The 26,488-nt window shown below is 66.2% G+C and carries 25 protein-coding genes; 16 read left to right on the forward strand and 9 right to left on the reverse strand.

All coding sequences use genetic code 11. The annotated features are described in order from the left end of the window. Positions 1 to 88: 88 nt before the first annotated feature. From ACT6SE_RS08510 to ykgO, 6 genes are all read right to left on the reverse strand, one after another. Positions 89 to 1,309, reverse strand: a complete 1,221-nt coding sequence (locus tag ACT6SE_RS08510; RefSeq protein ID WP_014646845.1) for a TraB/GumN family protein — start codon at positions 1,307 to 1,309, stop codon at positions 89 to 91. 4 nt (positions 1,310 to 1,313) lie between these two features. After that, positions 1,314 to 1,844 (reverse strand): GNAT family N-acetyltransferase, encoded by a 531-nt coding sequence (locus ACT6SE_RS08515; RefSeq protein ID WP_014646846.1) that lies wholly within the window; start codon positions 1,842 to 1,844, stop codon positions 1,314 to 1,316. Positions 1,845 to 1,858: 14 nt separating this feature from the next. Further along, on the reverse strand, positions 1,859 to 2,746 hold the full coding sequence (locus tag ACT6SE_RS08520) for a carbon-nitrogen hydrolase (protein WP_032960744.1): 888 nt from the start codon (positions 2,744 to 2,746) through the stop codon (positions 1,859 to 1,861). A gap of 160 nt (positions 2,747 to 2,906) precedes the next feature. Further along, positions 2,907 to 3,944, reverse strand: a complete 1,038-nt coding sequence (locus ACT6SE_RS08525) for an agmatine deiminase family protein (protein ID WP_032960746.1) — start codon at positions 3,942 to 3,944, stop codon at positions 2,907 to 2,909. A 39-nt stretch (positions 3,945 to 3,983) separates the two neighbouring features. Next, on the reverse strand, positions 3,984 to 4,283 hold the full coding sequence (locus ACT6SE_RS08530) for a hypothetical protein (protein WP_227837998.1): 300 nt from the start codon (positions 4,281 to 4,283) through the stop codon (positions 3,984 to 3,986). 175 nt (positions 4,284 to 4,458) lie between these two features. After that, positions 4,459 to 4,584 carry a type B 50S ribosomal protein L36 gene (ykgO, locus tag ACT6SE_RS08535; protein WP_005409283.1) on the reverse strand — a complete coding sequence of 42 codons (126 nt, stop codon included), beginning with the start codon at positions 4,582 to 4,584 and terminating at the stop codon, positions 4,459 to 4,461. Between the two features lie 197 nt (positions 4,585 to 4,781). Here ykgO and cmk point away from each other — a divergent pair, with 197 nt between their 5' ends. The 8 genes from cmk (at position 4,782) to galU (ending at position 13,068) form a co-directional block, all read left to right on the forward strand. Continuing rightward, entirely contained in the window at positions 4,782 to 5,459 is a 678-nt protein-coding gene (cmk, locus tag ACT6SE_RS08540) for a (d)CMP kinase (protein WP_014036894.1), read from the forward strand. 198 nt (positions 5,460 to 5,657) lie between these two features. Next, on the forward strand, positions 5,658 to 7,343 hold the full coding sequence (gene rpsA / locus ACT6SE_RS08545) for a 30S ribosomal protein S1 (RefSeq protein WP_005416230.1): 1,686 nt from the start codon (positions 5,658 to 5,660) through the stop codon (positions 7,341 to 7,343). Between the two features lie 87 nt (positions 7,344 to 7,430). Beyond that, positions 7,431 to 7,736 (forward strand): integration host factor subunit beta, encoded by a 306-nt coding sequence (locus tag ACT6SE_RS08550; RefSeq protein ID WP_005409286.1) that lies wholly within the window; start codon positions 7,431 to 7,433, stop codon positions 7,734 to 7,736. Positions 7,737 to 7,813: 77 nt separating this feature from the next. Further along, positions 7,814 to 8,098, forward strand: a complete 285-nt coding sequence (locus ACT6SE_RS08555; protein ID WP_014646849.1) for a LapA family protein — start codon at positions 7,814 to 7,816, stop codon at positions 8,096 to 8,098. A 6-nt stretch (positions 8,099 to 8,104) separates the two neighbouring features. After that, positions 8,105 to 9,283 (forward strand): lipopolysaccharide assembly protein LapB, encoded by a 1,179-nt coding sequence (gene lapB, locus ACT6SE_RS08560; RefSeq protein ID WP_014646850.1) that lies wholly within the window; start codon positions 8,105 to 8,107, stop codon positions 9,281 to 9,283. Positions 9,284 to 9,286: 3 nt separating this feature from the next. Beyond that, complete coding sequence (locus ACT6SE_RS08565) at positions 9,287 to 10,276, forward strand: MraY family glycosyltransferase (protein ID WP_046430191.1); 990 nt, start codon at positions 9,287 to 9,289, stop codon at positions 10,274 to 10,276. Between the two features lie 3 nt (positions 10,277 to 10,279). Beyond that, positions 10,280 to 12,193 (forward strand): polysaccharide biosynthesis protein, encoded by a 1,914-nt coding sequence (locus tag ACT6SE_RS08570; RefSeq protein WP_014646852.1) that lies wholly within the window; start codon positions 10,280 to 10,282, stop codon positions 12,191 to 12,193. After that, positions 12,190 to 13,068: a UTP--glucose-1-phosphate uridylyltransferase GalU gene (gene galU, locus ACT6SE_RS08575; RefSeq protein ID WP_032960751.1), complete on the forward strand. Its 879-nt coding sequence runs from the start codon at positions 12,190 to 12,192 to the stop codon at positions 13,066 to 13,068. The genes ACT6SE_RS08570 and galU overlap by 4 nt, the downstream gene beginning before the upstream one ends. Positions 13,069 to 13,544: 476 nt before the next feature. Here galU and ACT6SE_RS08580 read toward each other — a convergent pair whose 3' ends face one another. The 3 genes from ACT6SE_RS08580 to ACT6SE_RS08590 all read right to left on the reverse strand — a co-directional run bounded on the left by ACT6SE_RS08580 (position 13,545) and on the right by ACT6SE_RS08590 (position 17,893). Beyond that, positions 13,545 to 14,753: an acetyl-CoA C-acyltransferase gene (locus tag ACT6SE_RS08580; RefSeq protein ID WP_046430192.1), complete on the reverse strand. Its 1,209-nt coding sequence runs from the start codon at positions 14,751 to 14,753 to the stop codon at positions 13,545 to 13,547. 74 nt (positions 14,754 to 14,827) lie between these two features. Continuing rightward, the gene (locus ACT6SE_RS08585) at positions 14,828 to 17,200 is read right to left on the reverse strand and encodes a 3-hydroxyacyl-CoA dehydrogenase/enoyl-CoA hydratase family protein (protein WP_046430194.1); all 2,373 of its coding nucleotides are present in this window, start codon (positions 17,198 to 17,200) and stop codon (positions 14,828 to 14,830) included. 39 nt (positions 17,201 to 17,239) lie between these two features. After that, positions 17,240 to 17,893 carry a TetR/AcrR family transcriptional regulator gene (locus ACT6SE_RS08590; RefSeq protein ID WP_014646856.1) on the reverse strand — a complete coding sequence of 218 codons (654 nt, stop codon included), beginning with the start codon at positions 17,891 to 17,893 and terminating at the stop codon, positions 17,240 to 17,242. Between the two features lie 360 nt (positions 17,894 to 18,253). Between ACT6SE_RS08590 and ndk the strand changes: the two genes are divergently transcribed. From ndk to moeB, 8 genes are all read left to right on the forward strand, one after another. Further along, positions 18,254 to 18,679, forward strand: coding sequence for a nucleoside-diphosphate kinase (ndk, locus tag ACT6SE_RS08595; RefSeq protein ID WP_005409295.1), 426 nt, complete (start codon positions 18,254 to 18,256; stop codon positions 18,677 to 18,679). A 10-nt stretch (positions 18,680 to 18,689) separates the two neighbouring features. Then, a complete protein-coding gene (rlmN, locus tag ACT6SE_RS08600; RefSeq protein WP_005409296.1) occupies positions 18,690 to 19,895 on the forward strand; it encodes a 23S rRNA (adenine(2503)-C(2))-methyltransferase RlmN in 1,206 nt (401 codons plus the stop codon). Beyond that, the gene (pilW, locus tag ACT6SE_RS08605; RefSeq protein WP_041863329.1) at positions 19,882 to 20,667 is read left to right on the forward strand and encodes a type IV pilus biogenesis/stability protein PilW; all 786 of its coding nucleotides are present in this window, start codon (positions 19,882 to 19,884) and stop codon (positions 20,665 to 20,667) included. Before rlmN ends, pilW begins: the two co-directional genes overlap by 14 nt. Positions 20,668 to 20,685: 18 nt before the next feature. Beyond that, positions 20,686 to 21,558 (forward strand): RodZ domain-containing protein, encoded by an 873-nt coding sequence (locus tag ACT6SE_RS08610; RefSeq protein ID WP_032960759.1) that lies wholly within the window; start codon positions 20,686 to 20,688, stop codon positions 21,556 to 21,558. 64 nt (positions 21,559 to 21,622) lie between these two features. Continuing rightward, positions 21,623 to 22,261 (forward strand): YfgM family protein, encoded by a 639-nt coding sequence (locus tag ACT6SE_RS08615; protein ID WP_014646859.1) that lies wholly within the window; start codon positions 21,623 to 21,625, stop codon positions 22,259 to 22,261. Next, positions 22,261 to 23,469, forward strand: coding sequence for an outer membrane protein assembly factor BamB (gene bamB, locus ACT6SE_RS08620; protein WP_046430197.1), 1,209 nt, complete (start codon positions 22,261 to 22,263; stop codon positions 23,467 to 23,469). The genes ACT6SE_RS08615 and bamB overlap by 1 nt, the downstream gene beginning before the upstream one ends. A gap of 17 nt (positions 23,470 to 23,486) precedes the next feature. Then, positions 23,487 to 24,884, forward strand: a complete 1,398-nt coding sequence (gene der, locus ACT6SE_RS08625; protein WP_014646861.1) for a ribosome biogenesis GTPase Der — start codon at positions 23,487 to 23,489, stop codon at positions 24,882 to 24,884. 202 nt (positions 24,885 to 25,086) lie between these two features. Beyond that, positions 25,087 to 26,223 carry a molybdopterin-synthase adenylyltransferase MoeB gene (moeB, locus tag ACT6SE_RS08630; protein WP_046430218.1) on the forward strand — a complete coding sequence of 379 codons (1,137 nt, stop codon included), beginning with the start codon at positions 25,087 to 25,089 and terminating at the stop codon, positions 26,221 to 26,223. The last annotated feature ends 265 nt before the right edge of the window (positions 26,224 to 26,488 follow it).

Here is a 26,488-nt window from a genome sequence, read left to right on the forward strand (position 1 = left end):
GGTCTCCCCCTTTTTTTCTGCTCGCCGCGTCGCCGCGTCGCCCGAGCATGGGCTCGGGCGCTACAGATTCTGTGGCCGGTTGAGAGGCTTACCCCGCCACCTTGCCCCACACCTTGAAGGTGGTCAGCCACAGGCCGAGCATGCTGCCGATGTTGGTCAGCATGAAGGTCAGCACCACGCGGGTAACGCGATTGCGGTACCAGCCCTTCAGGCTCTGCGCATCGTCGCGCAGCTTCAGGAAGTCTTCGTAGGCCGGCTTGCGCAGGCGCGCTTCCACCAGCGCCGAGAATGCGCCGGTCGGGATGCTCAGGCGGAACGGCTTGAACGGGGCCACCGCGATCGCGGTGAGGATGCTCAGCGGGTGACCGCCTGCCAGCAGGCAGCCCAGGCCCGCCAGGCCGCCGGTATACATTGCCCAGGTCGCCAGCAGCTCGGTGCCCACGCCCAGGCCGCCGCGGTAGAAGCCCACACCGATGCCGGTCGCCACGATCGCCAGGATGCCGAGCGTGAACCACGGGATGTTGCGCTTCTTCGGCACCGCCTCCAGCTCGGCGCGCAGCGGCGCCGGTGCCTCGGTATCGGTTTCCAGGTAGCGCGCCAGCCCGGCCAGGTGACCGGCGCCGACCACCGCCAGCACTTCACGCTGCTGCGGGGTGTGCTCCTCGCGCAGGCGCGTGGCCATGTAACGGTCGCGCTCACCGATGATGGTCTCGTACAGCGCCGGGCTCTCGCTGGCGAACTCACCAAAGCTCGATTCCAGCATGTCGCCCTGCTTGAGCTTTTCGATCTCGTTCTCGCCCACTTCCTCGGACGAGAACAGGCCGGCGCCCAGCCCGGCAACCAGCTTCAGCTTGCCGAAGAACCCAAGCCGCTGCGACGCCCGGCGGAAGGTCAGGCCGACCTCGCGGTCGATCAGGTGCACCGGCAGGTCGCGTTCGCGCGCCAGTTCCACCGCGCGTTTCAGTTCCGCGCCCGGCTCGATGTCGAGCTGTTCGGCCAGGCGGCGCTGGTAGGCGGACAGGGCCAGGTTGGCGGCGAACAGGGCGACGCGGCCCTTGCGGATCACCTCGACCAGGTCGAGCTTGGCCAGCGTGTCCGGGTCGCTCAGTGCCTGCAGGCGCTGCGGGTCCAGTTCAACGGCCACGGCGTCGAAGCGACCGCTGTCGATGGCTTTCTCCACCGCCTCGACGCTGGCGCGTGAGACATGGGCGGTGCCCAGCAGGGTGTAGCGCACGCCGTCGCGTTCGACGACGCGTACCGGCTGGCCGGCGAACAGGTCGTCGCCTGTCTCGGGAAGGGTTTCGGTCATGGGTTCATTCATTGGAAGGTGCAGTGTCGGCGCCATCGCCGAGCGCGCGCTGCATCTGCACGGTATCCAGCCAGCGGCCATGCTTGCGGCCGAGGCCACGGAACACGCCCACCAGCTCGAAGCCGAAGCGTTCGTGCAGCTTGATTGAAGCGGTATTGGTCGGTTCGCCGATCACCGCCACCATCTGCCGGTAGCCACGCGCCACGCAGGCGTCGATCAACGCCTGCAGCAGGCCGGTGCCGACGCCCTTGCCCTGGAACGCGGCATCGACGTAGACCGAGTTTTCCACGGTCCACTGGTAGGCAACGCGGGTGCGGTAAGTGTTGGCGTAGGCATAGCCGGCCACCTGGCCGTCAATCTCGGCGACCAGGTAGGGGAAGCCGCGGTCGATGATGTCGCGCATGCGGCGCAGCATCTCGGACGCGTCCGGGATGTCGTACTCGTAGGTGTTGACGAAGTCGGTCACTTCCACCGCGTAGATCGCGGTGATCGCGTCGATGTCGGCCGGGCCGGCATCACGGATGAGGACGGCCATGCGCGGGCTCCGGCTCAGTCGATGTAGCGCTTGAGCAGGTCGCCGTAGGCATCGATGCGGCGATCACGCAGGAACGGCCAGATGCGGCGCACGTGCTCGCTGCGCTGCAGGTCGACGTCACACAGCAGCACGGTGGCCTCGGTGCCGGCCTCGGCCAGGAACTCGCCCTGCGGGCCCAGCACGTGGCTGTTGCCCCAGAACTGGATGCCCGACGCGCCCAGCGGCGAGGCCTCGTGGCCGACGCGGTTGCAGCTCAGCACCGGCAGGCCGTTGGCCACCGCATGGCCGCGATGGCTCAGCACCCAGGCGTCGCGCTGGCGGGTCTTCTCGTCCTGCACGTCGTCCGGATCCCAGCCGATCGCAGTCGGATACAGCAGCAGCTCGGCGCCGGCCAGCGCCATCAGGCGCGCCGCTTCCGGGTACCACTGGTCCCAGCACACCAGCACGCCCAGGCGGCCCACCGAGGTATCGATCGGCTTGAAGCCGATGTCGCCCGGGGTGAAGTAGAACTTCTCGTAGAAGCCCGGGTCGTCCGGGATATGCATCTTGCGGTACTTGCCGAGCAGGGTACCGTCCTTCTCGAACACCACGGCGGTGTTGTGGTACAGCCCGGCAGCGCGGCGCTCGAACAGCGAGCCGACCAGCACCACGCCATGCTGCTTCGCCAGCGCGCCAAGGCGCTCGGTGCTCGGGCCCGGAATCGGCTCGGCCAGGTCGAACTCGTCCACCGATTCGTGCTGGCAGAAGTACGGGCCGTTATGCAGTTCCTGCAGCAGCACCAGCTTGGCACCCTGCGCAGCCGCCTCGGCCACGCGTGCTTCGATCACCGCCAGGTTGGCGGCGGCATCACCGTGGTTGCGCTCCTGGATCAGGGCGACGGTAAGGGGGCTGCGCGAGTTCATGCGGGGCGTTCCTGCGGGGGAAAACCAGCATGTTAGCGCGGATGGGCGGCGACGGCGTGTCGCGCGCTGAATGGCGCAGCGGGTAGTGCCGGCCGCTGGCCGGCAATCCCGTGGATCCATCAGGCATTGCAGGGTTGCCGGCCAGCGGCCGGCACGACCGTTACGCCTTCAACAGCCCGGCCGGCAGCTGCATGGTGATGCAGTGCAGGCTGCCGTTCTGCCAGATCAGCGAGCGGCAGGGCACCTGCACGATCTCTCGGCCCGGGTGCGCCTGTGCCAGCACGTCGCGGGCCAGGTCATCGGCCGGGTCGCCATAGGCCGGCATCAGCACCGCGCCATTGACGATCAGGTAGTTGGCGTACGAGGCAGCCAGGCGACGGCCTTCGTCGATCACCGGCCGGGCCCACGGCAGCGGGAACAGGCGGTACGGCTGGCCATCCTTGGTGCGTAGCGCGGCCAGCTCATTGCCCATCGCCTGCAGTTCGGCGTAATGCGAGTCGCTCTCGTCGTCGCAGGCCTGGTAGACGATGCTGTCAGCGGAGGCGAAGCGGGCGAGGGTATCGATGTGCGCGTCGGTGTCGTCGCCTTCCAGGTAGCCGTGGTCCAGCCACAGCACGCGGTCCTGCTGCAGCCAGTCGGCCAGGTCGGCGCTCAGGCTGGCGCGGTCGCGGTCTGGGTGGCGCTCGTGCAGGCACTTCCAGGTGGTCAGCAGGGTGCCTTCACCGTCGGTCTCGATGCCGCCGCCTTCCAGCGCGAACGGAATGCTGCGGACCGGCGCATCGTTGAATACGCCGGCCTGGTCGAGCACGCCCACCAGCTGGTCATCCAGGGTGGCGTCGAACTTGCCGCCCCAGCCGGTGAAGCGGAAATCCAGCAGCTGGAAGCCGCCGTCGGCACGGCGCAGGGTGATCGGGCCGGAGTCGCGCAGCCAGGTATCGTCGTAGGCCGCCGTGGTGAAGTGGACCTTGTCCATGTCGATGCGGTTGGAGCGCAGTCGCATCTCGGCGTAGGTCTCCACATCGTCGTCGGCCACGCAGATCAGCACCGGCTGGAAGCGGGTGATGGCCGCGACCAGGGCGATGTAGGTCTCTTCCACCTGGCCCAGGCGGTCAGCCCAGTCGGTATCGGCGGTGGGCCAGGCAATCAGGACGCCGCTCTGGGCTTCCCACTCGGCAGGAAAACGAAGGGTCTGGTTCATGGTCTCGCTACACAGGCCCGCCCACGGCGGGTAATGGGATCAACGGATCGGCGGTTTCGGGCCGATTTCGTTCGGGTCCGCCTGGTTGGCCACCACGTCGATCACCTTCTGCTTCTCGAAGTAGACGGTGAACTGCGGGTACACCCAGCGGTTGATGGTCGGCCATTGCCGTTTCTGCCCGCCACGCGGCTGCAGCTGCTCGCTGGGCGCGCCGAACTGCGCCTGCACTTGCTGCATGCTCTGGCCGCGCACGGGCAGGGCACCGGCCGGCTTCTCGCGGGCGCGGTCGACAAGCAGGGTATCGGCCAGTGCCGGTGTGGCGGCGGCCAGGGTGGCCATCACGGCCAGGGCGGACAGGTAACGCTTCATCTCGATCTACTCCCCAGTGGTCAAGAAAGGCGATTACAGCAAAAACGGCAGGAAAAAGCCGCATAAACAAAAAACCGCCCGAAGGCGGTTTCTTGCATCGGGTCGGCCCCGCGTAGGGCCAGCCGCAGCCGGAAGGCTGTGAGGCTTAGCGCTGACGCGCCTTGAAACGCGGGTTCGACTTGCAGATGACGAAGATCTTGCCACGACGACGCACGACCTTGCAGTCACGGTGACGGGCCTTCGCCGACTTCAGGGAGGACAGGACTTTCATGGCATACCTCGGCGTAAACAGTAGTTGTTCGGGTGGAGCGTGGCCGCGATATGCGAAAGACAATCGGCAGTTGACGCTCGTTCAAGCCCGCCATTCTACCGGGCTTTTCCTCGTGGTTTCAAGTGGTTGCACAAAAGATCCCGCTGGGGGCGTCTGGCAGGGGCTAGAATGGCCTCTTCACACGCTCTGGGACCCCCATGAATCCACTCGCTCCCGTCCTGACCATCGACGGCCCATCCGGGGCCGGCAAGGGTACCATCAGCCGCATCATCGCGCGCCGGATGGGCTGGCATTACCTGGATTCGGGCGCGCTGTACCGGGCGGTGGGCGTGGCCGCAAGCTGGGCCGACATCGATACCTCCGACGCCTCGGCGCTGGTGCGTTGCACCTTCGACACCCACGTTCAGTTTGTCGAGCAGGGCGATGCCATGCGGGTCATGGTCAACGGCACCGATGCCACCGACGAGCTGCGCCTGGAGACCACCGGTGCGCTGGCCTCGGCCATTGCCGCCATTCCCGAGGTCCGCGCTGCCCTGAAGGAGCGCCAGCGCGCATTCAGGGAGCTGCCGGGCCTGGTCGCCGACGGCCGCGACATGGGCACGGTGATCTTCCCGGACGCCTCCTACAAGGTCTTCCTGACCGCCAGCGCCGAGGAGCGCGCCGAGCGCCGGCATAAGCAGTTGAAAGACAAGGGGGTTTCTGTTAACTTTGATGACCTCCTGCGCGAGATCATGGCCCGCGACGCCCGTGATGCCCAGCGTACCGTGGCGCCCCTGAAGCCGGCAGACGATGCTGTCCTCATCGACACCACAGGCATCGGCATCGATGATGTCGTTGCCAGAGTGATGGATCTGCTTCCGGTTCCGGCTGCCTGATCCGTTCGCGCGGGAGCGCTGCCAGCAGCATCGGCGGTGGTCGCGCATAGCAGTGCTGTACCAGCTCCGCCGCGCAATGATGCGTGGCGGTTTTCCTACTACACACGACCTGCGTTTCCGGGGTCGACCAACAGGCGGGCGGTCGCCATTCCCCTGAAGGGGACGCCACCGACCCATGTGTCCAACAGAGTAAATCTAATGACCGAATCATTTGCCGAACTGTTTGAAGCCAGCCAGGCCAATCTGGCCAAGCTGAAGCCGGGCGCCATCGTCAGCGGTACCGTTGTTGAAGTCCGCGGCGACGTCGTGGTGATCAACGCTGGCCTGAAGTCCGAAGGCATCGTGCCGATCGAACAGTTCCGTAACGACGCTGGCGAAATCGACGTCGCCGAAGGCGACATCGTCAAGGTCGCCCTCGACTCGATCGAGAACGGCTTCGGCGAAACCGTCCTGTCGCGCGAGAAGGCCAAGCGCGCGATGGTGTGGGACGAGCTGGAAGAAGCGTTGGAAAAGAACGAAACCATCACCGGCCGCATCAGCGGCAAGGTCAAGGGTGGTTTCACCGTGGACATCAAGGATGTCCGCGCCTTCCTGCCGGGTTCCCTGGTCGATGTGCGCCCGGTGCGCGATCCGGCCTACCTGGAAGGCAAGGAACTCGAGTTCAAGCTCATCAAGCTGGACCGCAAGCGTAACAACGTCGTGGTCTCGCGCCGCGCTGTCGTCGAAAGCGAGCACTCGGAAGAGCGCGAGCAGCTGATGGACAAGCTGCAGGAAGGCGCGATCCTGAAGGGTGTCGTCAAGAACCTGACCGATTACGGCGCGTTCGTGGACCTGGGCGGCATCGACGGCCTGCTGCACATCACCGACATGGCGTGGAAGCGCGTGCGTCACCCGTCGGAAGTCGTGAACGTCGGCGACGAGCTGGACGTCCGCGTGCTGAAGTTCGACCGCGAGCGCAACCGCGTTTCGCTGGGCCTGAAGCAGCTGGGCGAGGATCCGTGGGACAACATCGGCCGTCGTTACCCGGCCAACAGCCGCGTCTTCGGCAAGGTCTCCAACGTCACCGATTACGGTGCGTTCGTTGAGATCGAGCCGGGCGTCGAAGGCCTGGTGCACGTCTCGGAGATGGATTGGACCAACAAGAACGTCAACCCGTCCAAGGTTGTCCAGGTTGGTGATGAAGTCGAAGTGATGGTGCTGGACGTCGATGAAGAGCGTCGCCGTATCTCGCTGGGCATGAAGCAGGTTGCCGCCAATCCGTGGGAAACCTTCGCTGCCACCCACAAGAAGGGTGACAAGGTGTCGGGCCAGATCAAGTCGATCACCGACTTCGGCATCTTCATCGGCCTGGACGGCGGCATCGACGGCCTGGTCCACCTGTCCGACATCAGCTGGAACACCACCGGCGAAGACGTCGTTCGCAACTTCAAGAAGGGCGATACCCTGGACGCCGTCGTCCTGGCTGTCGATCCGGAGCGCGAGCGCATCTCCCTGGGCGTGAAGCAGCTGGAGCAGGATCCGTTCGGCCAGTACATGGCTGCCAATCCGAAGGGCTCCAAGGTCGAAGGCGTAGTGAAGGAAGTCGACGCCAAGGGCGCGATCATCGAGCTGGCTGACGGCATCGAAGGTTACGTCTCGGCCCGCGACATCGCCAACGAGCGCGTTGACGACGCCACCCAGCACCTGAAGGTCGGCGACAAGGTCGAAGCCAAGTTCGTGGGCATGGACCGCAAGGGCCGTACCCTGCAGCTGTCGATCAAGGCCAAGGACGACGCGGAAATGCGCGAAGTGCTGGAGGAATACCAGTCCTCTTCGGCTTCCAGCGGCACCACCCAGCTGGGCGCGCTGCTGCGTGCACAGCTGAACGGCAACAAGTCCGAGTAATCGGCCTTACGCTGTTCGTTGTTTCCTGGACGGCCCGGGCATTGCCCGGGCCGTTTCAGGCTGAGATGCCCCTGATGTGAGCCGGTAATGACCAAATCCGAACTGATCGAAATCCTTGCGCGCCGCCAGGCGCACCTGAAGGCCGATGATGTCGATCTGGCGGTGAAGTCGTTGCTGGAAATGATGGGCGGATCGCTGTCCGCCGGGGATCGCATCGAAATCCGTGGATTTGGCAGCTTCTCGCTGCACTATCGTCCGCCGCGCCTGGGTCGCAACCCGAAGACCGGCGAATCGGTTGCCCTGCCGGGCAAGCATGTCCCCCATTTCAAGCCGGGCAAGGAACTGCGCGAGCGGGTCAGCAGCGTGCTGCCGCTGGACGCCGATCCGGCCTGAGCCTGCCGTCGCGCCACCGCGTGCGAATCCAGCCGCGAGTCGGATAAGCTACGGACTCCTGCCACTGGAGCTGTCGCATGAAGGTTTTTCGTCTGCTGGTCCTGCTGGCGGTACTCATTCTTGGGTTGATCATCGGTGCCATGAACATGGACGAGATGACCATCAACCTGCTGTTCACCCAGCTTAAGACCTCGGTCGGCGTGGCCATCATTGCCGCGTTGCTGATCGGCGTCATCGTTGGCGCTGGCCTGGTGCTGGTGAGCGTGGTCATTCCGCTCTACAGCCAGCTGCGCCGCGCCAACAAGTCCGCTGCCGCCACGCCGGCACCGGTTGCTTCCCCTCAATCTTTTGATGGACGCTGATCGAAGATGGATTTCGTCACCGAGTGGTTCTGGTTCTTCCTGTTCGTTCCGCTGGCCGCCCTGGCTGGGTGGGTGATCGGGCGGCGCGGTGGTCAACGCCACGGTGACAGCCAGGTCAGCCGCCTGTCGAGCACCTATTTCCGTGGCCTGAACTACCTGCTCAACGAGCAGCCGGACAAGGCCATCGAGCTGTTCCTGCACATCGCCGAGCTGGACAAGGAAACCTTCGAGACCCAGGTCGCGCTGGGCCACCTGTTCCGCCGCCGCGGCGAAGTCGACCGCGCCATCCGCCTGCACCAGGGCCTGGTCAACCGCCACGACCTCAGTGATGCACAGCGCGTGCAGGCCCTGCTGGCGCTGGGCGAGGACTACATGAAGTCCGGCCTGCTGGACCGTGCCGAGACCGTGTTCACCGAGCTGGCGCAGCTGGATCAGCGCGCACCGCAGGCGCTCAAGCACCTGATCGGCATCTACCAGGCCGAGCGCGACTGGGAAAAGGCGATCGACAACGCGACCCGTTTCGAGGACGTCACCGGCGAGCCGATGGGCAAGCTGATCGGACAGTTCGAATGCGAACTGGCCGAACGTTTCCGTGGCGCCGGCAAGCTGGAAGAGGCGAGGGCAGCGATCGCCCGCGCCTACCAGGCCGACGCGATGTCGGTGCGCGCCGGCATCATCGAGGGCCGGCTGGAAACCGACGCGGGCAATCCAGAGGCCGCCGTGCGCGCCTTCGAGCGCGCCGCGCGCAACGACCCCGAATACCTGCCGGAACTGCTGCCGGCACTGATGCAGAACTATCGCAGGGTCGGCGATCTGGCAGGTGCACGCGCGTTCCTGTCGGAGATGACCGAGCACTACCGCGGCATCGCCCCGGTATTGGCGCTGACCCGGTTGATGGAAGAGCAGGAAGGTGTGGCGCCGGCCCGTGCCTACCTCGGTCGCCAGCTCAAGGATCGCCCGTCGGTACGTGGCGAATCCGCGCTGATCGATCTGACCCTCGCCGAGGGAGCCGATTCCACCGCCACCCTGCATGACCTCAAGCACATCACCGACCAGCTGCTGGTGCGCAACCCGGCCTATCGCTGCACGCGCTGCGGCTTCGGTGCGCGTACCCACCACTGGCAGTGCCCGAGCTGCAAGGAGTGGGGGACGGTCAAGCCGCTGCTGAACTACGCGGTGCTCTGATCCATGCCCTGGCTTGTGATGGGCGCGCTGCTGGGGCTCGCCCTGCTCAGTGCGTTGCTGACCTGGGCTGCGCGGGGCTATGCACTGCGCCAGCAGTTGATGGACCAGCCGGGCGAGCGTCGCAGCCATAGCGTTGCCACCCCGCGCGGTGGCGGCATCGCCATCGTCATCAGCCTGCTGGTGACCGCCGGCGTGGCCATCTGGGCCTGGCCCGAAAGCACGCCGACGGTGCTGGTGGCCAGCCTTGGGCTGGTGCTGGTGGCCGGTATCGGCTGGTGGGACGACCACAAGCCCCTGCCGGCGATGCGTCGCCTGCTGGTGCATTTCATCGCCGCAGCGCTGTTGGCCGGCCTGGTCAAGGTGAATGGTGGCAGCTGGCTGTTGGCGGTGCTGGTGCTGCTGTTCACCGCGTCGCTGATCAACATCTGGAACTTCATGGACGGCATCAATGGCATCGCCGCCAGCCAGGCCGTCGTGGCGATGCTGGGGCTGGCGCCGGTGCTGCCGTGGCCCTATTCACTGGCCGCCGTGGCGCTGGGCCTGGCCTGCCTTGGATTCCTCCCGTTCAACTTCCCTCGCGCCCGGATCTTCATGGGCGATGTCGGAAGCGGTGCGCTGGGGTATGCGGTCGCAGTGGTGCTGGCGATCGCCAGCGTGCGTACCGATATCAACTGGATCCTGCTGCTGGTACCGGTTTCGCCGTTCCTCGTGGACGCGGGCTTCACACTGCTGGCGCGCATCATTTCCGGACAACGCTGGATGGAACCCCATACCCAGCATGTCTACCAGCGCGCGGTGCAGGCAGGAGCCAGTCACCCGCAGGTGACAGGGATGTACTTTGCTTTGGGTCTGTTCAGTATTACAGTGTTCAATGTCTGCTCCAATTTGCAGCCGAGGTGGGAGGCTGTCGTGGCGATCGCGTGGTTCATCGCGCTGAGCGTCCTCTGGCTCCTCCTGCGCAATGGAATGCGCCACCGACAAGGAATTACCTGAATTATGGCTTCACCCTGGCGGGACAGAATCCTCGGCTTGATGCCGCGTTCGGCCATCGTCTGCCACGACCTCTTCATGGTCTGGGCATGCTGGCAGCTGCTCCATGCAGGGCGTTACTCGATCCTGCCCAACGCCCCGGCGCTGCCCCTGTGGAACGTCGATACCACCCTGGTCCTGCTGCTGCAGGGCCTGGTGTTCTGGCGCGTGGGCCTGTACCGCGGCCTGTGGCGGTTTGCCAGCGTCAGCGACCTGCTGAACATCTTCAAGGCCAGCTTCATCGGCATGGTGGCCATCATCCTGGTGCTGATGTGGAAGCGCTTCGACGGCGTACCCATGTCGGTGCTGGTGATCTACCCGTTCGCGCTGTCGGCACTGCTCGGCGCGCCGCGCCTGCTGTACCGCGCCTGGAAGGACTACCAGGCACTGCAGTCCGATTCCAGCGCCCGCCGCGTGCTGATCCTCGGCGCCGGCCAGGCGGCCGAGACCCTCGTGCGCGACCTGCGCCGTTCCGGCAACTTCGAGCCGGTCGGCCTGCTCGACGATGCACCGCACCTGCGGGGTGCCAAGCTGCAGGGCCTGCCGATCCTGGGTACGCTGGATGACGCGCCAACGGTGGTCCGCGAGACCGCTGCCAAGCTGCTGGTCATTGCCATGCCGTCGCTGGACGCCGCAGGCATGCAGCGCGTCGTCGCGATCTGCGAAAGCACCGGCGTGCCGTTCCGTACCGTGCCCAAGCTCAGTGACATCCTGCAGGGCCAGTCGCTGCCGGGCCAGCTGAAGGAAGTGGCGATCGAGGACCTGCTGGGGCGCAAGCCGATCATGCCGGACTGGAACCTGATCCGCGGCTGGTTGGGTGGGCGCACCGTGATGGTTACCGGCGCCGGTGGTTCGATCGGCTCGGAGCTGTGCCGCCAGTGCGCGCGGCATGGTGCCGGTCGCATCATCCTGCTGGAGATCAGCGAGCTGCTGCTGCTGACCATCGAGGGCGAGCTGCGTCGCAGCTTCCCCGATGTCGAGATCGAGGCGGTGCTGGGCGACTGCGGTGACCCGGCGGTGATCCGCCACGCGCTGTCGCTGCACCCGGTCGATACCGCTTTCCATGCGGCCGCCTACAAGCATGTACCGGTGCTGGAACGCCAGCTGCGTGAAGCAGTGCGCAACAACATCCTGGCGACCGAGAACGTCGCGCGCGCCTGCCTGGAAGCCCGCGTGGAGCATTTCGTGTTCATCTCCACCGACAAGGCGGTCGACCCGGTCAATGCGCTGGGCGCAAGCAAGCGCTACGCCGAGATGATCTGCCAGAGCCTGGACCAGAAGTCCACGCATACCCGTTTCGTCACGGTGCGCTTCGGCAACGTGCTGGCGTCGGCCGGCAGCGTGGTGCCGCTGTTCCGCGAGCAGATCCTGCGCGGTGGCCCGGTCACGGTCACCGACCCGGAAGTCAGCCGCTACTTCATGACCATTCCCGAGGCCTGCCAGCTGATCCTGCAGGCGGCCGCATCGGCGTCGCATGGTGCGATCTATACCCTCGACATGGGCGAGCCGGTGCCGATCCGCGTGCTGGCCGAACAGATGATCCGCCTGACCGGCAAGCAGCCGTACAAGGACATCCAGATCATCTATACCGGCCTGCGTCCGGGCGAGAAGCTGCACGAGACGCTGTTCTATTCGGACGAAGATTACCGCTCCACCGCGCACCCGAAGATTCTTGAAGCCGGCGTGCGTACGTTCTCGCGCGACCTGGTGCTGGGCAACGTTCCGCGCCTGCGCGAGGCGATTGCCAGCTACGACACCGCCCGCATCCAGGAAATCCTGTTTGCGACGATGCCGGAATTCTCGCCAATCGAACAGGATGCTTACATTTCATCCGCTAAAGTCGTGCCTTTTCCGGCACGTGAGGCCAACAGGCACCAATGAGCAAGCGAATTCGCAAAGCAGTTTTCCCGGTGGCAGGATTGGGGACGCGTTTTTTGCCAGCAACCAAGACTGTGCCGAAGGAGATGCTGCCGATCATTGATCGGCCGCTGATCCAGTACGCGGTGGATGAGGCGATCGAAGCCGGCTGTGACACGCTGGTGTTCATCACCAACCGCTACAAGCACGCCGTTGCCGACTATTTCGACAAGGCGTACGAGCTGGAGCAGAAGCTTGAGCGCGCTGGCAAGCAGGAGCAGCTGGAACTGATCCGGCACGTGCTCCCCAATGGTGTGCGCGCGATCTTCGTGACCCAGGCCGAGGCGCTGGGCCTCGGGCACGCGGTGCTGTGTGCCAGGTCGGTGATCGGTGACGAGCCGTTTGCCGTACTGCTGCCCGACGACCTGATCTGGAACCGCGGTGCGGGCGCGCTGAAGCAGATGGCCGACCTCAACGAAGCCAGTGGCGCCAGCGTGATCGCGGTTGAAGACGTGCCGCACGATAAGACCGCCAGTTACGGCATCGTCGCCACCGACGCGTTCGATGGCCGCAAGGGCCGTATTTCGCAGATCGTCGAGAAGCCGAAGCCGGAGGACGCGCCGAGCGACCTGGCGGTGGTGGGCCGTTACGTGCTCAGCCCGAAGATCTTCGAGCTGCTGGAACAGACCCAGACCGGTGCCGGCGGCGAGATCCAGCTGACCGATGCGATTGCCGAGCTGCTGAAGACCGAAGAAGTCGATGCCTATCGTTTCGAGGGCACCCGCTTCGACTGCGGCACGCACCTGGGTCTGGTGGAGGCGACGATCCGCTTCGCGCTGGACAACCCGAAGCTGGCTGGCCCGGCGCGGGAGAAGCTGGCGGCGATGCTGGCGGAATAAGGGTTTTATCAAGCGCTCCGTGCGGCGCCTTGATTGATACGTGGGGGAGAGGGCGGATGGCCCTCTCCAAAACACGCCAAAGCCCTTCCATGGTGCTCGATGGCGCCATCCATGGCGCCAACGGTTTTGGAGAGGGCCATCCGCCCCCTCTCGACAGTTTTCGTGTGGCGCGGACGGGAAGGGCGGAATCAAAGGCAGAAGCACAAGCAAAAAAAGGCAGCCATAGGCTGCCTTTTCTGCTTGTTGGGGTCAGATCCCTTTGCGCAGCAAAGGGATCTGACCCCGGCCTTTGACCCTGCCTTTGCTCATCCCTCCGCCGCGGGGAGGCTGGAAGGGCCGGGTTGGCAGGGCTGCCCGGGACCGTTGGCGCCATGGATGGCGCCATCGAGCCCCCATGGAAGGGTTCACGGCGTGTCCCGGGCAGCCCTGCCAACCCGACCCACGCCATGAAGCCCAACGAGGCAACGCCTTGAACCTTACAGCGCCTCGAAAATACCCGCTGCGCCCATGCCGGTGCCGATGCACATCGTCACCATGCCGTACTTCTGCTGGCGACGACGCAGGCCGTGCAGCAGGGTTGCGGTACGGATCGCGCCGGTTGCGCCCAGCGGGTGGCCCAGGGCAATCGCGCCGCCCAGCGGGTTGACCTTGTCCGGGTCCAGGCCGCAGTCACGGATCACCGCCAGCGACTGCGCGGCGAAGGCTTCGTTGAGCTCGATCCAGTCCAGCTGGTCCTGGGTCAGGCCGGCCTGCTTCAGTGCCTTCGGGATCGCGGCGATCGGGCCGATGCCCATCACTTCCGGGCGCACGCCGGCCACCGAGAAGCTGACGAAACGGGCCAGCGGGGTCAGGCCGTAATCCTTGATCGCCTGCTCCGAGGCCAGCAGCACGGCGCCGGCGCCGTCGCTCATCTGCGACGAGTTGCCGGCGGTGACGGTGCCGCCGAACTGGCCGTTGCGGAACACCGGGCGCAGCTTGGCCAGGCCTTCGGCCGAGGAGTCCGGGCGGGGGCCTTCGTCGGTGTCGGCGATCTTGTTGCGGGTGATGATGCGCTGGCCGTCGGCCAGGTCCGGCAGGTGCGAGACGATCTCGTACGGGCTGATCTCGTCCTTGAACTCGCCGTTCTGGATCGCGGCCATGGCCTTCTGGTGCGAGGCCAGGGCAAAGGCGTCCTGGTCTTCGCGCGAGACCTTCCACTCTTCGGCGACCTTCTCGGCGGTGATGCCCATGCCGTAGGCGATGGCAACGTGGTCGTTGTCGAACACGCTCGGCGCCATGGCGATCTTGTTGCCCATCATCGGCACCATCGACATCGACTCGGTGCCGCCGGCCAGCATCAGGTCGGCGTTGCCCAGGCGGATCGCGTCGGCGGCCTGCGCCACGGCCTGCAGGCCGGAGGAGCAGAAGCGGTTCACGGTCTGTGCGGCGATGGTGTTCGGCAGGCCGGCCAGCAGCACGCCGATGCGGGCCACGTTCATGCCCTGCTCGGCTTCCGGCATGGCGCAACCGATGATGGCGTCATCGATGCGGTTGACGTCCACGCCCGGGGCCTGGGCGACGACGCTGCGCAGCACGTGCGCAAGCATGTCGTCGGGGCGGGTGTTGCGGAACATGCCCTTGGGCGCCTTGCCAACCGGGGTACGGGTGGCGGCGACGATGTAGGCATCCTGGATTTGCTTGGTCATTGCAGTGATCTCTTGAATTTTTTAGCCGGAGTGCCGACCAACGGTCGGCACCCACCGGAAGCAGGGATGGGCGATCAGTTACGCAGCGGCTTGCCGGTCTTCAGCATGTGCGCGATGCGGGCCTGGGTCTTTTCCTGCTGGGCCAGTTCGACGAAGTGCTTGCGCTCCAGGGTCAGCAGCCACTCTTCGTCGACCAGGGTGCCGCGGTCGACCTTGCCACCGCACAGCACGGTAGCGATGCGCTCGGCGATCTCGTAGTCGTACGGGCTGATGAAGCGGCCTTCCAGCATGTTGACCAGCATCATCTTGAAGGTGGCGATACCCACGTCACCGGCCACCTGGATGCGGCGTGCCGGCAGCGGCGGGCGGTAACCCGCTTCGGCCAGGGCGCGTGCTTCGGCCTTGGCGATGTGCAGGGCCTCGTAGCTGTTGAACACCACCTTGTCGGTGCTGCGCAGCAGGCCCAGTTCCTTGGCGTTGACCGCCGAGTTGGACACCTTGGCCATCGCCACGGTCTCGAAGGTCTTCTTCAGTTCGGCGAACACGTCGCCGCCCGGGCCCGCGGCCTGCGAGGCGCGCACGGCCAGTTCCTTCAGGCCACCACCGGCCGGCAGCAGGCCGACGCCGGCCTCGACCAGGCCGATGTAGCTTTCCAGGAAGGCCACGGTCTTGGCGCTGTGCATCTGGAACTCGCAGCCGCCACCCAGGGCCAGGCCGCGCACGGCAGCCACCACTGGCACCAGCGAGTACTTGATGCGCTGGCTGGTGCGCTGGAAGTTGGCAACCATTTCTTCGAACTGGTCGACCTTGCCGGCCTGCAGCAGGCCCAGCGCGCCGGCAAGGTCGGCACCGGCGGAGAAGGGTTCCTTCTGCTGCCAGATCACCAGGCCCTGGAAGTCCTTCTCGGCGCGGCTCACGCATTCCTGCAGGCCGTCCAGCACCTGGTCGGACACGGTGTTCATCTTGGTCTTGAAGCTGACCACGGCGATGCCATCACCGTCGTGCCACATGCGCAGGCCATCGTTCTCGAACACGGTCTCGCCCGGCGCGAACGTCTCGCCCAGCAGCGGATCGGGGAAGCGCTGGCGCTGGTACACCGGCAGCGACGAGCGCGGCAGCTTGGCGTTGCGCGACGGGCTGTAGCTGCCTTCGGCGGCATGCACGCCGTCGCGGCCATCGAACACCCAGTCCGGCAGCGGCGCATTGCTCATGCTCTTGCCGGCGACGATGTCATCGGCGATCCACTGTGCCACCTGCTTCCAGCCGGCGGCCTGCCAGGTTTCGAACGGGCCCAGCGACCAGCCGTAGCCCCAGCGGATGGCCAGGTCGACGTCGCGCGCGGTTTCGGCGATGTCGGCCAGGTGGTAGGCGCTGTAGTGGAACAGGTCGCGGAAGGTCGCCCACAGGAACTGCGCCTGCGGGTGCTGGCTTTCGCGCAGCTTGGCGAACTTCTCGGCCGGATTCTTGATCTTCAGGATCTCGACCACTTCCGGGGCGGCGGTGCGATCGGCCGGGCGGTAGTCCTGCTTCTCCAGGTCCAGCACGACGATGTCCTTGCCGACCTTGCGGAAGATGCCGGCACCGGTCTTCTGGCCCAGCGCGCCCTTGGCGATCAGCGCGTCCAGCCACTTCGGCGACTTGAAGAATGCATGCCACGGGTCGTTCGGCAGGGTATCGCCCATGGTCTTGATGACGTGGGCCATGGTATCCAGGCCGACCACGTCGGAGGTGCGGTAGGTGGCCGACTTCGGGCGGCCGACCAGCGGGCCGGTCAGGCCGTCCACTTCATCGAAGCCCAGGCCGAACTGCTGGGTGTGGTGGATGGTCGACAGGATCGAGAACACGCCGATGCGGTTGCCGATGAAGTTCGGGGTGTCCTTGGCGTACACCACGCCCTTGCCCAGGGTGGTGACCAGGAACTCTTCCAGGCCTTCCAGCACGGCGGCGTCGGTGGTGGTGGCCGGGATCAGCTCGGCCAGGTGCATGTAGCGCGGCGGGTTGAAGAAGTGCACGCCGCAGAAGCGGTGGCGCAGCTGCTCGGGCAGCACGTCGGCCAGCTTGTTGATGCCCAGGCCCGAGGTGTTGGAGGCCAGCACCGCGTGGTCGGCCACGAACGGCGCGATCTTCTTGTACAGGTCCTGCTTCCAGTCCATGCGCTCGGCGATGGCCTCGATGATCAGGTCGCAGTCCTTCAGCTGCTCCAGGCCGGACTCGTAGTTGGCCGGAGTGATGGCTTCGGCCAGCGACTTGCTGGCCAGCGGTGCCGGGCTCAGCTTGCCCAGGTTGGCGATTGCCTTCAGCACGATGCCGTCGGCCGGACCCTCCTTGGCGGGCAGGTCGAACAGCACGGTGTCGACGCCAGCGTTGGTGAGGTGGGCAGCGATCTGGGCACCCATGACGCCGGCACCCAGCACGGCGGCGCGGCGGACTAGCAGGGAATTGGACATGGTGTAGGGCCTTTGTTGGTCAGCAGTTACTGGGTGGAATCAAAGGGAAGCGGGCAGGGCGCTGGCGCGAGCGGCGGCGCGGAACCCGGCTTCGGCGAAATGGATCAGTTCGTGGGCGGCATGGGCACGATGCGCCGCTTCAGTGACACCGGCGGGACGCTTGATCAGCCCGAAGTCGGCCATGGCATAGGTGAGCGAGCCGGCCAGGAAATCCAGGCGCCAGTACAGCTCTTCCTTGCTCAGGTCGGGTACGCACTCGCCGATGGCCTTGCCGAACGCACGCAGCACGTGGCCGTAGTGGTCGGACAGGAACTTGCGCAGGTTGTCGTTCTTCTCGGCGTAGGCGCGGGCGATCACGCGCACGAAGGCACCGCCGTTCTGGCGGTCCTGGGCCAGCGCCAATGCCGGCTCGACGAAGGCGGCCAGCACCGGGCGCAGCTGCCCGGGGTGTTCGCTGCGGGCGCGTTCGAGCTGCGACAGGCGGGCGCCGGTCATCTCGTCCATGCGGCGGCGGAACACCTCGTTGACCAGGTTTTCCTTGGAGCCGAAGTGGTAGTTGACCGCTGCGATGTTGACGTCGGCCTGGCTGGTCACCTGGCGCAGCGAAGTGCCGGCGAAGCCGTGCTGTGCGAACAGCTCCTCGGCCGCGCCGAGAATGCGGTCCTTGGTCGAGAAGTGGGCGGGTTTGGCCATCGGCGGGCGGACCTTAATCAAACGATTGTTTGATACTAGGACCAGACGGTAGCGTATGGCATTTTGCAGTGCAGCAAAATCGGCCGGTCCGGTCAGATTTCACTCAGGTGGGTGAATGGGGTAGGGGTCGGATCCGCGCAGGGGCTCCGACCCCGACACTGGGCCGGAATGGGGTCAGAGCCCCTGTGGGGATCTGACCCCTGCCATGAGGGTTTGCCGGCCGGCGACCGGCACTACCATGCCGCCGCTTTATCTTTTACAATTCGCCTACGTTTATCAGGCTAAGCCCGCGTCCCGACGCGGGTTTTTTTCATGTTACCCTTCGGGCCATCAGCGGCCCGATTCCATTGGAGACATCCCATGGCGCTGGAGCGCACCCTTTCGATCATCAAGCCGGACGCCGTTGCCAAGAACGTCATCGGCGAAATCTACGCCCGCTTCGAGAAGGCCGGCCTGAAGGTCGTGGCCGCCAAGTACAAGCAGCTGTCGCGCCGTGAAGCCGAAGGCTTCTACGCCGTGCACCGCGAGCGTCCGTTCTTCAACGCGCTGGTCGAATTCATGATCTCCGGCCCGGTGATGATCCAGGCCCTGGAAGGCGAGAACGCCGTCCTGGCCCACCGCGACCTGCTGGGCGCCACCAACCCGAAGGAAGCCGCGCCGGGCACCATCCGCGCCGACTTCGCCGAATCCATCGATGCCAACGCCGCCCACGGCTCGGACTCGGTCGAGAATGCCGCGATTGAAATCGCCTACTTCTTCGCCGCCACCGAAGTCGTTTCGCGCTGAGAGTAATGCCGTGAACGAGGTCGTACAGTCCCCCGCCATCCAGCCGCTGCCGAAGTCGGCACCCACGGCTGGCAAGCAGAACCTGCTCGACCTCGATCGCGCGGGCCTGGAGAAGTTCTTCGTCGAGGTTCTCGGCGAAAAGAAGTTCCGTGCCCACCAGGTGATGAAGTGGATCCACCATCGCTACGTCACCGATTTCGATGAAATGACCGACCTCGGCAAGGTCCTGCGCGCCAAGCTGCAGGCCCATGCCGAGGTGCTGGTTCCGAACATCGTGTTCGACAAGCCCTCCGCCGACGGCACCCACAAGTGGCTGCTGGCGATGGGCGTGGATGGCAAGAACGCCATCGAGACCGTGTACATCCCGGACAAGACCCGCGGCACGCTGTGCGTGTCCTCGCAGGTCGGTTGCGGCCTGAACTGCACGTTCTGCTCCACCGCCACCCAGGGCTTCAACCGCAACCTGACCACCGCCGAGATCATCGGCCAGGTGTGGGTTGCCGCGCGCCACCTGGGCAACGTGCCGCACCAGATGCGCCGCCTCACCAACGTGGTGATGATGGGCATGGGCGAGCCACTGATGAATTTCGACAACGTCGTGCGCGCCATGAGCGTGATGCGCGACGACCTGGGCTACGGCCTGGCCAACAAGCGCGTGACCCTGTCGACCTCCGGCCTGGTGCCGCAGATCGACCGGCTGTCCGCCGAGAGCGACGTGTCGCTGGCAGTGTCGCTGCATGCGCCGAACGATGCGCTGCGCGAAACCCTGGTGCCGCTCAACAAGAAGTACCCGATCGCCGAGCTGATGGCCTCGTGCGCACGCTACCTGCGCGCCAACAAGCGCCGCGAATCGGTCACCTTCGAATACACCCTGATGAAGGGCATCAACGACAAGCCCGAGCATGCCCGCGAATTGGCCCGCCTGATGCGCCAGTTCGACAACGCGGTGCAGGCCAAGGATTCGGGCAAGGTCAACCTGATTCCCTTCAATCCGTTCCCGGGCACCCGCTACGAGCGTTCGGAAGAAGCGCACATCCGCGCCTTCCAGAAGATCCTGCTCGACAGCAACGTGCTGACCATGGTCCGTCGCACCCGTGGCGACGACATCGACGCCGCCTGTGGCCAGCTCAAGGGCCAGGTGATGGACCGCACCCGCCGCCAGGCGGAGTTCAACAAGACGCTGCAGGCGGGGAAGGGGAGCGATGCCGCGGCCTGACCGCCTCTGGCTGGCGCTTCTCGCAGGCGTGCTGGCCGTTGCGGTCGGCGGCTGCAAATCCCATCCCAAGGCCAAGCTCGGCCCGAGCCAGGCGCCGGTCTATTCGGTGGGTGACCCGGAAAGCGTGCGGCGCGAAGTGCGCTGGCGCGACCTGTTGACGCTGGCGACCCGCGACATGCAGGTCGGCAATCTCGATGCCGCCGAGCGCAAGGTGCGCGAAGCGCTGAAGCTGGCGCCCGAGGCGCCCGATGCGCTGGTGCTGCAGGCCGGCATCGATGACCGTCGTGGCCGCACCCGCCAGGCCGGCGAGAACTTCCGCAAGGCCGCCGAACTGGCGCCGCAGCGCGGCGACGTGCTCAACAACTACGGTGCCTGGCTGTGCCAGCAGGGCCAGCCGGCCGAATCGCTGGTCTGGTTCGACCGCGCGTTGCAGGCGCCGGGTTATGCCACCCCGGGCGAAGCCCAGGCCAATGCCGGCAGCTGCGCACTGGATGCGGGCCAGCTTGAACGTGCCGAACGCGACCTGCGTGCGGCGCTCGTGGCGGCCCCGGCCAACCCGGTCGCGCTGGAGTCGATGGCCCAGCTGAGCTACCGCCAGGGCCGCTACATGGAGGCCCGGGCCTTCGCCGAACGTAGGATTGCGGCTGCACCCGCAACGCGTTCCGTGTTACAACTTGCGTCTCAAATCGAAGTGAAGCTGGGCGATCGGGCGGCATCTGATCGTTATCTGCAGCGGATTCGACAGGAATTTCCGCAGGACGCGGGCTCCTAACTCCAGGGTTGATGCATTGTGATTGATGACCAGACTGTGAGCGCTCTCGAGACTGCGGCCGGCTGCGGCACCCGCCTGCGCCAGGCCCGCGAAGCGGCCGGACTGACCCTCGAAGATGTCGGCTCGCGCCTGCGCATGCCGGTCCAGGTGGTCAAGTCGCTGGAAGAGGAACAATGGCAGAAGCTGGGGGCGCCGGTGTTCGTGCGTGGCCAGCTGCGCAGCTATGCGCGCCTGCTCGACGTGGATGTCGGCCAGCTGCTGGAACAGGCCCAGGTCGGCCCGGTGGTTCCGCCCACCCTGGTCAGCCATACCCATACCCCGCGTGCGCGCCGCATCGCCGAGAACCTCGGCCGGCGCGTGCTGTATGTCGGCATCACCGCCGTGCTGGCGGTGCCGGTGTGGTTCGCCACCCGTGGCCACTTCGACGGCAGCGCGACCCCGTCGCCGAGCACCGCCTCGCTGGATGTGATCCCGGCCGCCGTGCCGGTCACCCCGTCCACGGCCGGTGCCGAGGCTGTTGCGCCGGCCGAAGCGGCCACTGCCCCGGCCAGCAAGCCCGCGGCCACCCCGTACGTGGCCTCGCTGGCCCCGGTGCCGCGCCCGGCGCCGGCTCCGGCGGCTGCCGGCAACGCGCTGGAAATGCAGTTCAGCGGCGACAGCTGGGTCGACATCGGCGGCCCGGACGGCAGCACCGTCGAGAAGGCGCTGATCAGGTCCGGCGAGACCCGCAGCTTCACGCCGGGCCAGGTGACCCGGGTGACCCTGGGCAACGCCTCGGCGGTCCAGGTTCAGCAGAACGGCGCTATCGTCGATCTGACCCCCTACCAGCGAGCCAACGTGGCACGCTTTCAGGTATCCTCTGAAGGCTCCGTTGTCCCGGTTTCGCACTGAGGCGCGGTTTCACCACCTTCGATAATCCCAATGGTCCCTCCCGACGGGCGGGGCGAGAGTACGCATGGCGATCGACGATCTGCTCGACGAGCACGAACAAAGTGAACGCGTCCGCAGCTGGCTGCGGAAGAATGGCGCCAGCATCCTCGGTGGCGTAGTCATCGCCATCGGTGCCATTGCCGGCTGGCAGTGGTACCAGAAGGATCAGGGCGGCAAGCTGGCCTCGGCCAATGTCGAGTACCAGAAGGCCCTGCAGGGCCTGCAGCAGAACAAGCTTGACGACGCCGCCAAGGCGGTCAAGGCGCTCGAAGCCGGCCCGTCCAGCATCTACGGCGACCTCGCGGCGCTGCAGCTGGCCAAGGCCCAGGTCGACGCCGGCAAGAATGAAGAGGCACTGGCGACCCTGCGCAATGTGAAGGTCGAAGGTGACCTGCAGCGCGTGGTCGACCAGCGTGTGGCCCGCCTGCTGGTGGCCACCGGCAAGAGCGACGAGGCCATCAAGCTGCTGGGCAGCGCGACCGACAGCAGCAGCCTGGAAATCCATGGCGATGCGCTGATGGCGCAGGGCAAGCGTGATGAGGCCCGTGCACAGTACGAGAAGGCGCTGAAGACGCTGGACGTGGCAGCGCCGCAGCGGCGCCTGCTGGAAACCAAGGTTATGGACGCCGGCGGCACCGTCGCCGCCCCTGCGGAGTCGGTTTGATGAGTCAGAAGGTCATGATCACCCGCGTCGCCACCGTGCTCCTGATGGGCATGGCCCTGACCGGCTGCAGCACCATGAAGGGCTGGTTCGCCGGCAAGGACGCGGCCGCGAAGAAGGCACAGGAACCGGCTGAGCTGGTCAAGTTCGAGCCGACCGTGAAGGTCAGCAAGGCCTGGTCGGTCAACCTCGGCAAGGGCGAGCGCCGCATCGGCGTGCGCCAGGGCCCGGCGGTCGCCAACGGCCACGTGTTTGCTGCCGCGATCACCGGTGGCGTGCACGCCATCGACCTGCAGACCGGCAAGAAGGTCTGGACCTGGGAGCCGAAGAAGGAAAAGAAGAAGGCCAAGCTGCGCCTGTCCGGCGGCCCGGGTGTCGGTGAGAACCTGGTCGTGATCGGCACGCTGGATGGCCAGGTCATCGCGCTGGACATCAACGATGGCAGCGAGAAGTGGCGCGCCCGTGTTCCGGGTGAAGTCATCGCCGCGCCGGCCGTTGCCCAGGGCATGGTCTACGTGCGCAGCAACGACGGCCGCGTTACCGGCTTCGATGCCGGCAACGGCACGCAGAAGTGGTTCAACCCGAGCGAGCTGCCGGCGCTGACCGTGCGTGGCAACGCGCCGGTGGTGACCGGCCCGGGCGTGCTGTTCATCGGCAAGGACGAGGGCGCGGTTGCGGCCCTGGCCCAGCAGGATGGCCGCACGCTGTGGGAACAGAACCTCGGCAACGGCGAAGGCCGCACCGAGCTGGAGCGCATGGCCGACGTCGACGGCGCTCCGGTGCTGGAGGGCAACACCCTCTACGTGAGCAGCTTCAAGAACCAGACCATGGCCATCGAAGGCCCGACCGGTCGCCCGCTGTGGGCGCGCGACCATGGCGGTGCCGGTGGCGTGGCGGTGTCGTCGGGCAATGTGTTCGTCACCGACAACAAGGGCGGCGTGTTCGGCCTGGACAAGGCCAGCGGCGCGGCCATGTGGTCGCAGACCGCGCTGGCCCGTCGTTCGCTGACCGGCCCGGCGCTGCACGGCGACTACGTGGTGGTCGGCGACTACAAGGGATACGTGCACTGGTTGCAGGCGTCCGATGGTGCGATGGCGGCACGGGCAAAAAGTGGCGGCGACGCCCTGCTGGCCCAGCCGGTCGTCGCAGACGGGGTGCTGCTGGTGCAGAACGTTGATGGCAAGCTGACCGCCTTCCGGTTGGCAAATTAAAAATTGGAGTAATCGCGATGCTGCCTTTGGTCGCCCTGGTTGGACGGCCGAATGTCGGCAAGTCGACTATTTTCAATGCGCTTACCCGCACCCGTGACGCGCTGGTCCATGACCAGCCCGGCGTCACCCGCGACCGCAACTACGGTGTCTGCCGGCTGGACGAGGACAATCATTTCCTCGTCGTCGACACCGGCGGTATCGCGGAAGAGGAAGAGGGTCTGGCAGGGGCTACCACCCGCCAGGCCCGCGCCGCTGCGGCGGAAGCCGACCTGATCCTGTTCGTGGTCGACGCCCGTGAGGGTACCTCGGCGATGGACGACGAGATCCTGGCCTGGCTGCGCAAGCTGTCGCGCCCGACGCTGCTGCTGATCAACAAGATCGACGGCACCGACGAGGACACCGTGCGTTCGGAGTTCGCCCGTTACGGCTTCGGCGAGATGCTGACCGTGTCGGCCGCGCATCGCCAGGGCCTGGACGACCTGCTGGACGAAGTGATCCAGCGCCTGCCGGAAGAAGGCAGCGGCGAAGAGCTGGACAACGATCCGAACCGCATCCGCATCGCCTTCGTCGGCCGCCCGAACGTGGGCAAGTCGACCCTGGTCAACCGCATCCTCGGCGAGGAGCGCATGATCGCCTCCGACGTGCCGGGCACCACCCGCGACTCGATCGCGGTGGACCTGGAGCGTGATGGCCGCGAGTACCGCCTGATCGATACCGCCGGCCTGCGCCGTCGGTCGCGCGTGGACGAGGTCGTCGAGAAGTTCTCGGTGGTCAAGACCATGCAGTCGATCGAGCAGTGCCAGGTGGCCGTGCTGATGCTCGACGCCACCGAAGGCGTGACCGACCAGGACGCCACCGTGCTCGGTGCCGTGCTCGATGCCGGCCGCGCGCTGGTGATCGCCATCAACAAGTGGGATGGCCTGACCGAGTACCAGCGCGAGCAGGCCGAAACCATGCTGTCGCTGAAGCTGGGCTTCGTGCCGTGGGCCGAGTCCGTGCGCATATCGGCCAAGCATGGTTCGGGCCTGCGTGAGCTGTTCCGCGCGGTGCACCGCGCGCACGAATCGGCGAACAAGACCTTCACCACCAGCGAAGTGAACAAGGCGCTGGAAGTGGCCTACGAGACCAACCCGCCGCCGACCATCCGCGGCCACGTCTCCAAGCTGCGCTACGTGCACCCGGCCGGTTCCAACCCGCCGACCTTCATCGTGCACGGCACCCGCCTGAAGGAGCTGCAGGAGTCGTACAAGCGCTACCTGGAGAACTTCTTCCGCAAGCGCTTCAAACTGATAGGCACGCCGGTGAGCTTCATCTTCCGCGAGGGTACCAACCCGTACGAGGGCAAGAAGAACGTCCTCACCGAGCGGCAGGTCAAGGCCAAGCGGCGCTTGATGAAGCACGTCAAGGGCAAGTGATTCACGAGAAGGCGGCCGCAGGGCCGCCTTTTTCGTTGTGGGGAATGGGGTCAGATCCCTTTTCCTCCGGAAAAGGGATCTGACCCCGGGTGCAGGGCGGGCGCTACCGCAGGCTTGCGGTGGACCCGTAGAGCCGAGCCTACGCTCGGCTCTACAGATGCTGGTCAAGGCGGCCTGCCGCCACGTGCGCGATAATGCGGCCATGAGCATCCAAGAGCTTTCCCCCGCGCAGGCACGCGAGCGCCTGGCCCATGGCGCGGTGCTGATCGATGTGCGCGAGGCGCATGAACGGGCCGGCGGCATGGCCGAGGGCGCGCGCGGCGTGGCCAAGGGCGAGCTGCAGGCCGACCCGGCCGCACACCTGCCGCGGCACGACCAGGAGATCCTGCTGATCTGCCAGAGCGGCAAGCGCTCGGCCGACGCCGCGCAGTTCCTGCTGGAGGCCGGCTACACCCGCGTCGCTTCCGTGACCGGCGGCACCGTGGCCTGGCGCGAGCAGTCGCTGCCGCTGGTGCAGCCGCTGGCCAGCGCCGCCGACCGCGACTTCTACGATCGCTATTCGCGCCACCTGCTGCTGCCACAGGTGGGCGAGGCCGGCCAGCGCCGGCTGCAGCAGTCGCGCGTGCTGGTGCTGGGCGCGGGTGGGCTGGGCGCGCCGGCTGGTTTCTACCTGGCCGCCGCCGGGGTAGGGCACCTGCGTTTTGCCGACCACGACCGCGTGGAGCGCAGCAACCTGCACCGGCAGATCGTGCATACCGAAGCCAGCGTCGGCCAGTTCAAGGTCGATTCGGCGCGCGAGCGGCTGCTGGCGTTGAACCCGTCGATCGACGTCGAGGCGGTGCCTGAGCGGGTCACTTCCGAGAACGTGGATGCGCTGCTGGAGGGCGTGGACGTGGTGCTGGATGGGTCGGACAACTTCCCGCTGCGCTACCTGCTCAACGACGCCTGCATCAAGCACGCCAAGCCGCTGGTCTACGCCGCCATCGAGCGCTTCGACGGCCAGGTAAGCGTGTTTGACGCTGGCCGCCAGCGTGGCGTGGCGCCGTGCTACCGCTGCCTGTTCCCCGAGCCGCCGCCGCCGGAGTTCGCGCCGAACTGTTCCGAGGCGGGTGTGCTGGGCGTGCTGCCCGGCCTGGCCGGCGTGCTGCAGGCGACCGAGGTGCTGAAGCTGCTGCTGGGCATCGGTGAGCCGCTGGTTGGCCGCCTGCTGCGCTTCGACGCGCTGGGCATGCGCTTCCGTGAGACCGGCATCCGGCCGGACCCGCATTGCCCGGTGTGCGCGCCGGGCGTGCCGTTCCCGGGATATATCGATTACGCCGCGTTCTGCCGGGGTGGGTGAACCCGGCCGGGCGTCATCTACGCATGGCGTGGATCCACGGCGGGGAACCTGGCCGGGGATTCATCCACGCATTGCGTGGATCTACTGTAGAGCCGAGCCCATGCTCGGCTGCTTCTGGCCTCGGCACGAAGAGCAGCCGAGCGTGGGCTCGGCTCTACAGGTTGTGGTTGTGCCAACCAAGGTTGGCACCCACCGACGCGGATGCATGGTTTCGGGATGATGCTGGGGGTCACTCCCGGTATCGTTTCATCTCCAAGACAATCCG

This window comes from Stenotrophomonas sp. LC732, from assembly GCF_052446685.1.
GTDB classification, from domain to species: domain Bacteria; phylum Pseudomonadota; class Gammaproteobacteria; order Xanthomonadales; family Xanthomonadaceae; genus Stenotrophomonas; species Stenotrophomonas muris.

Bases quoted from the DNA above. Each gene is read 5' to 3' on its own strand.
- ACT6SE_RS08520 (WP_032960744.1), bottom strand. From the start codon at position 2,746: ATGAACTCGCGCAGCCCCCTTACCGTCGCCCTGATCCAGGAGCGCAAC.
- cmk (WP_014036894.1), top strand. From the start codon at position 4,782: ATGAATCCACTCGCTCCCGTCCTGACCATCGACGGCCCATCCGGGGCC.
- ACT6SE_RS08565 (WP_046430191.1), top strand. From the start codon at position 9,287: ATGCCCTGGCTTGTGATGGGCGCGCTGCTGGGGCTCGCCCTGCTCAGT.
- bamB (WP_046430197.1), top strand. From the start codon at position 22,261: ATGAGTCAGAAGGTCATGATCACCCGCGTCGCCACCGTGCTCCTGATG.
- ACT6SE_RS08550 (WP_005409286.1), top strand. From the start codon at position 7,431: ATGACCAAATCCGAACTGATCGAAATCCTTGCGCGCCGCCAGGCGCAC.
- ACT6SE_RS08570 (WP_014646852.1), top strand. From the start codon at position 10,280: ATGGCTTCACCCTGGCGGGACAGAATCCTCGGCTTGATGCCGCGTTCG.
- ACT6SE_RS08585 (WP_046430194.1), bottom strand. From the start codon at position 17,200: ATGTCCAATTCCCTGCTAGTCCGCCGCGCCGCCGTGCTGGGTGCCGGC.
- rpsA (WP_005416230.1), top strand. From the start codon at position 5,658: ATGACCGAATCATTTGCCGAACTGTTTGAAGCCAGCCAGGCCAATCTG.
- ACT6SE_RS08615 (WP_014646859.1), top strand. From the start codon at position 21,623: ATGGCGATCGACGATCTGCTCGACGAGCACGAACAAAGTGAACGCGTC.
- moeB (WP_046430218.1), top strand. From the start codon at position 25,087: ATGAGCATCCAAGAGCTTTCCCCCGCGCAGGCACGCGAGCGCCTGGCC.
- ACT6SE_RS08515 (WP_014646846.1), bottom strand. From the start codon at position 1,844: ATGGCCGTCCTCATCCGTGATGCCGGCCCGGCCGACATCGACGCGATC.
- ACT6SE_RS08510 (WP_014646845.1), bottom strand. From the start codon at position 1,309: ATGACCGAAACCCTTCCCGAGACAGGCGACGACCTGTTCGCCGGCCAG.
- ACT6SE_RS08580 (WP_046430192.1), bottom strand. From the start codon at position 14,753: ATGACCAAGCAAATCCAGGATGCCTACATCGTCGCCGCCACCCGTACC.
- galU (WP_032960751.1), top strand. From the start codon at position 12,190: ATGAGCAAGCGAATTCGCAAAGCAGTTTTCCCGGTGGCAGGATTGGGG.
- ACT6SE_RS08530 (WP_227837998.1), bottom strand. From the start codon at position 4,283: ATGGCCACCCTGGCCGCCGCCACACCGGCACTGGCCGATACCCTGCTT.
- lapB (WP_014646850.1), top strand. From the start codon at position 8,105: ATGGATTTCGTCACCGAGTGGTTCTGGTTCTTCCTGTTCGTTCCGCTG.
- ACT6SE_RS08525 (WP_032960746.1), bottom strand. From the start codon at position 3,944: ATGAACCAGACCCTTCGTTTTCCTGCCGAGTGGGAAGCCCAGAGCGGC.
- ndk (WP_005409295.1), top strand. From the start codon at position 18,254: ATGGCGCTGGAGCGCACCCTTTCGATCATCAAGCCGGACGCCGTTGCC.
- ykgO (WP_005409283.1), bottom strand. From the start codon at position 4,584: ATGAAAGTCCTGTCCTCCCTGAAGTCGGCGAAGGCCCGTCACCGTGAC.
- der (WP_014646861.1), top strand. From the start codon at position 23,487: ATGCTGCCTTTGGTCGCCCTGGTTGGACGGCCGAATGTCGGCAAGTCG.
- ACT6SE_RS08590 (WP_014646856.1), bottom strand. From the start codon at position 17,893: ATGGCCAAACCCGCCCACTTCTCGACCAAGGACCGCATTCTCGGCGCG.
- ACT6SE_RS08555 (WP_014646849.1), top strand. From the start codon at position 7,814: ATGAAGGTTTTTCGTCTGCTGGTCCTGCTGGCGGTACTCATTCTTGGG.
- pilW (WP_041863329.1), top strand. From the start codon at position 19,882: ATGCCGCGGCCTGACCGCCTCTGGCTGGCGCTTCTCGCAGGCGTGCTG.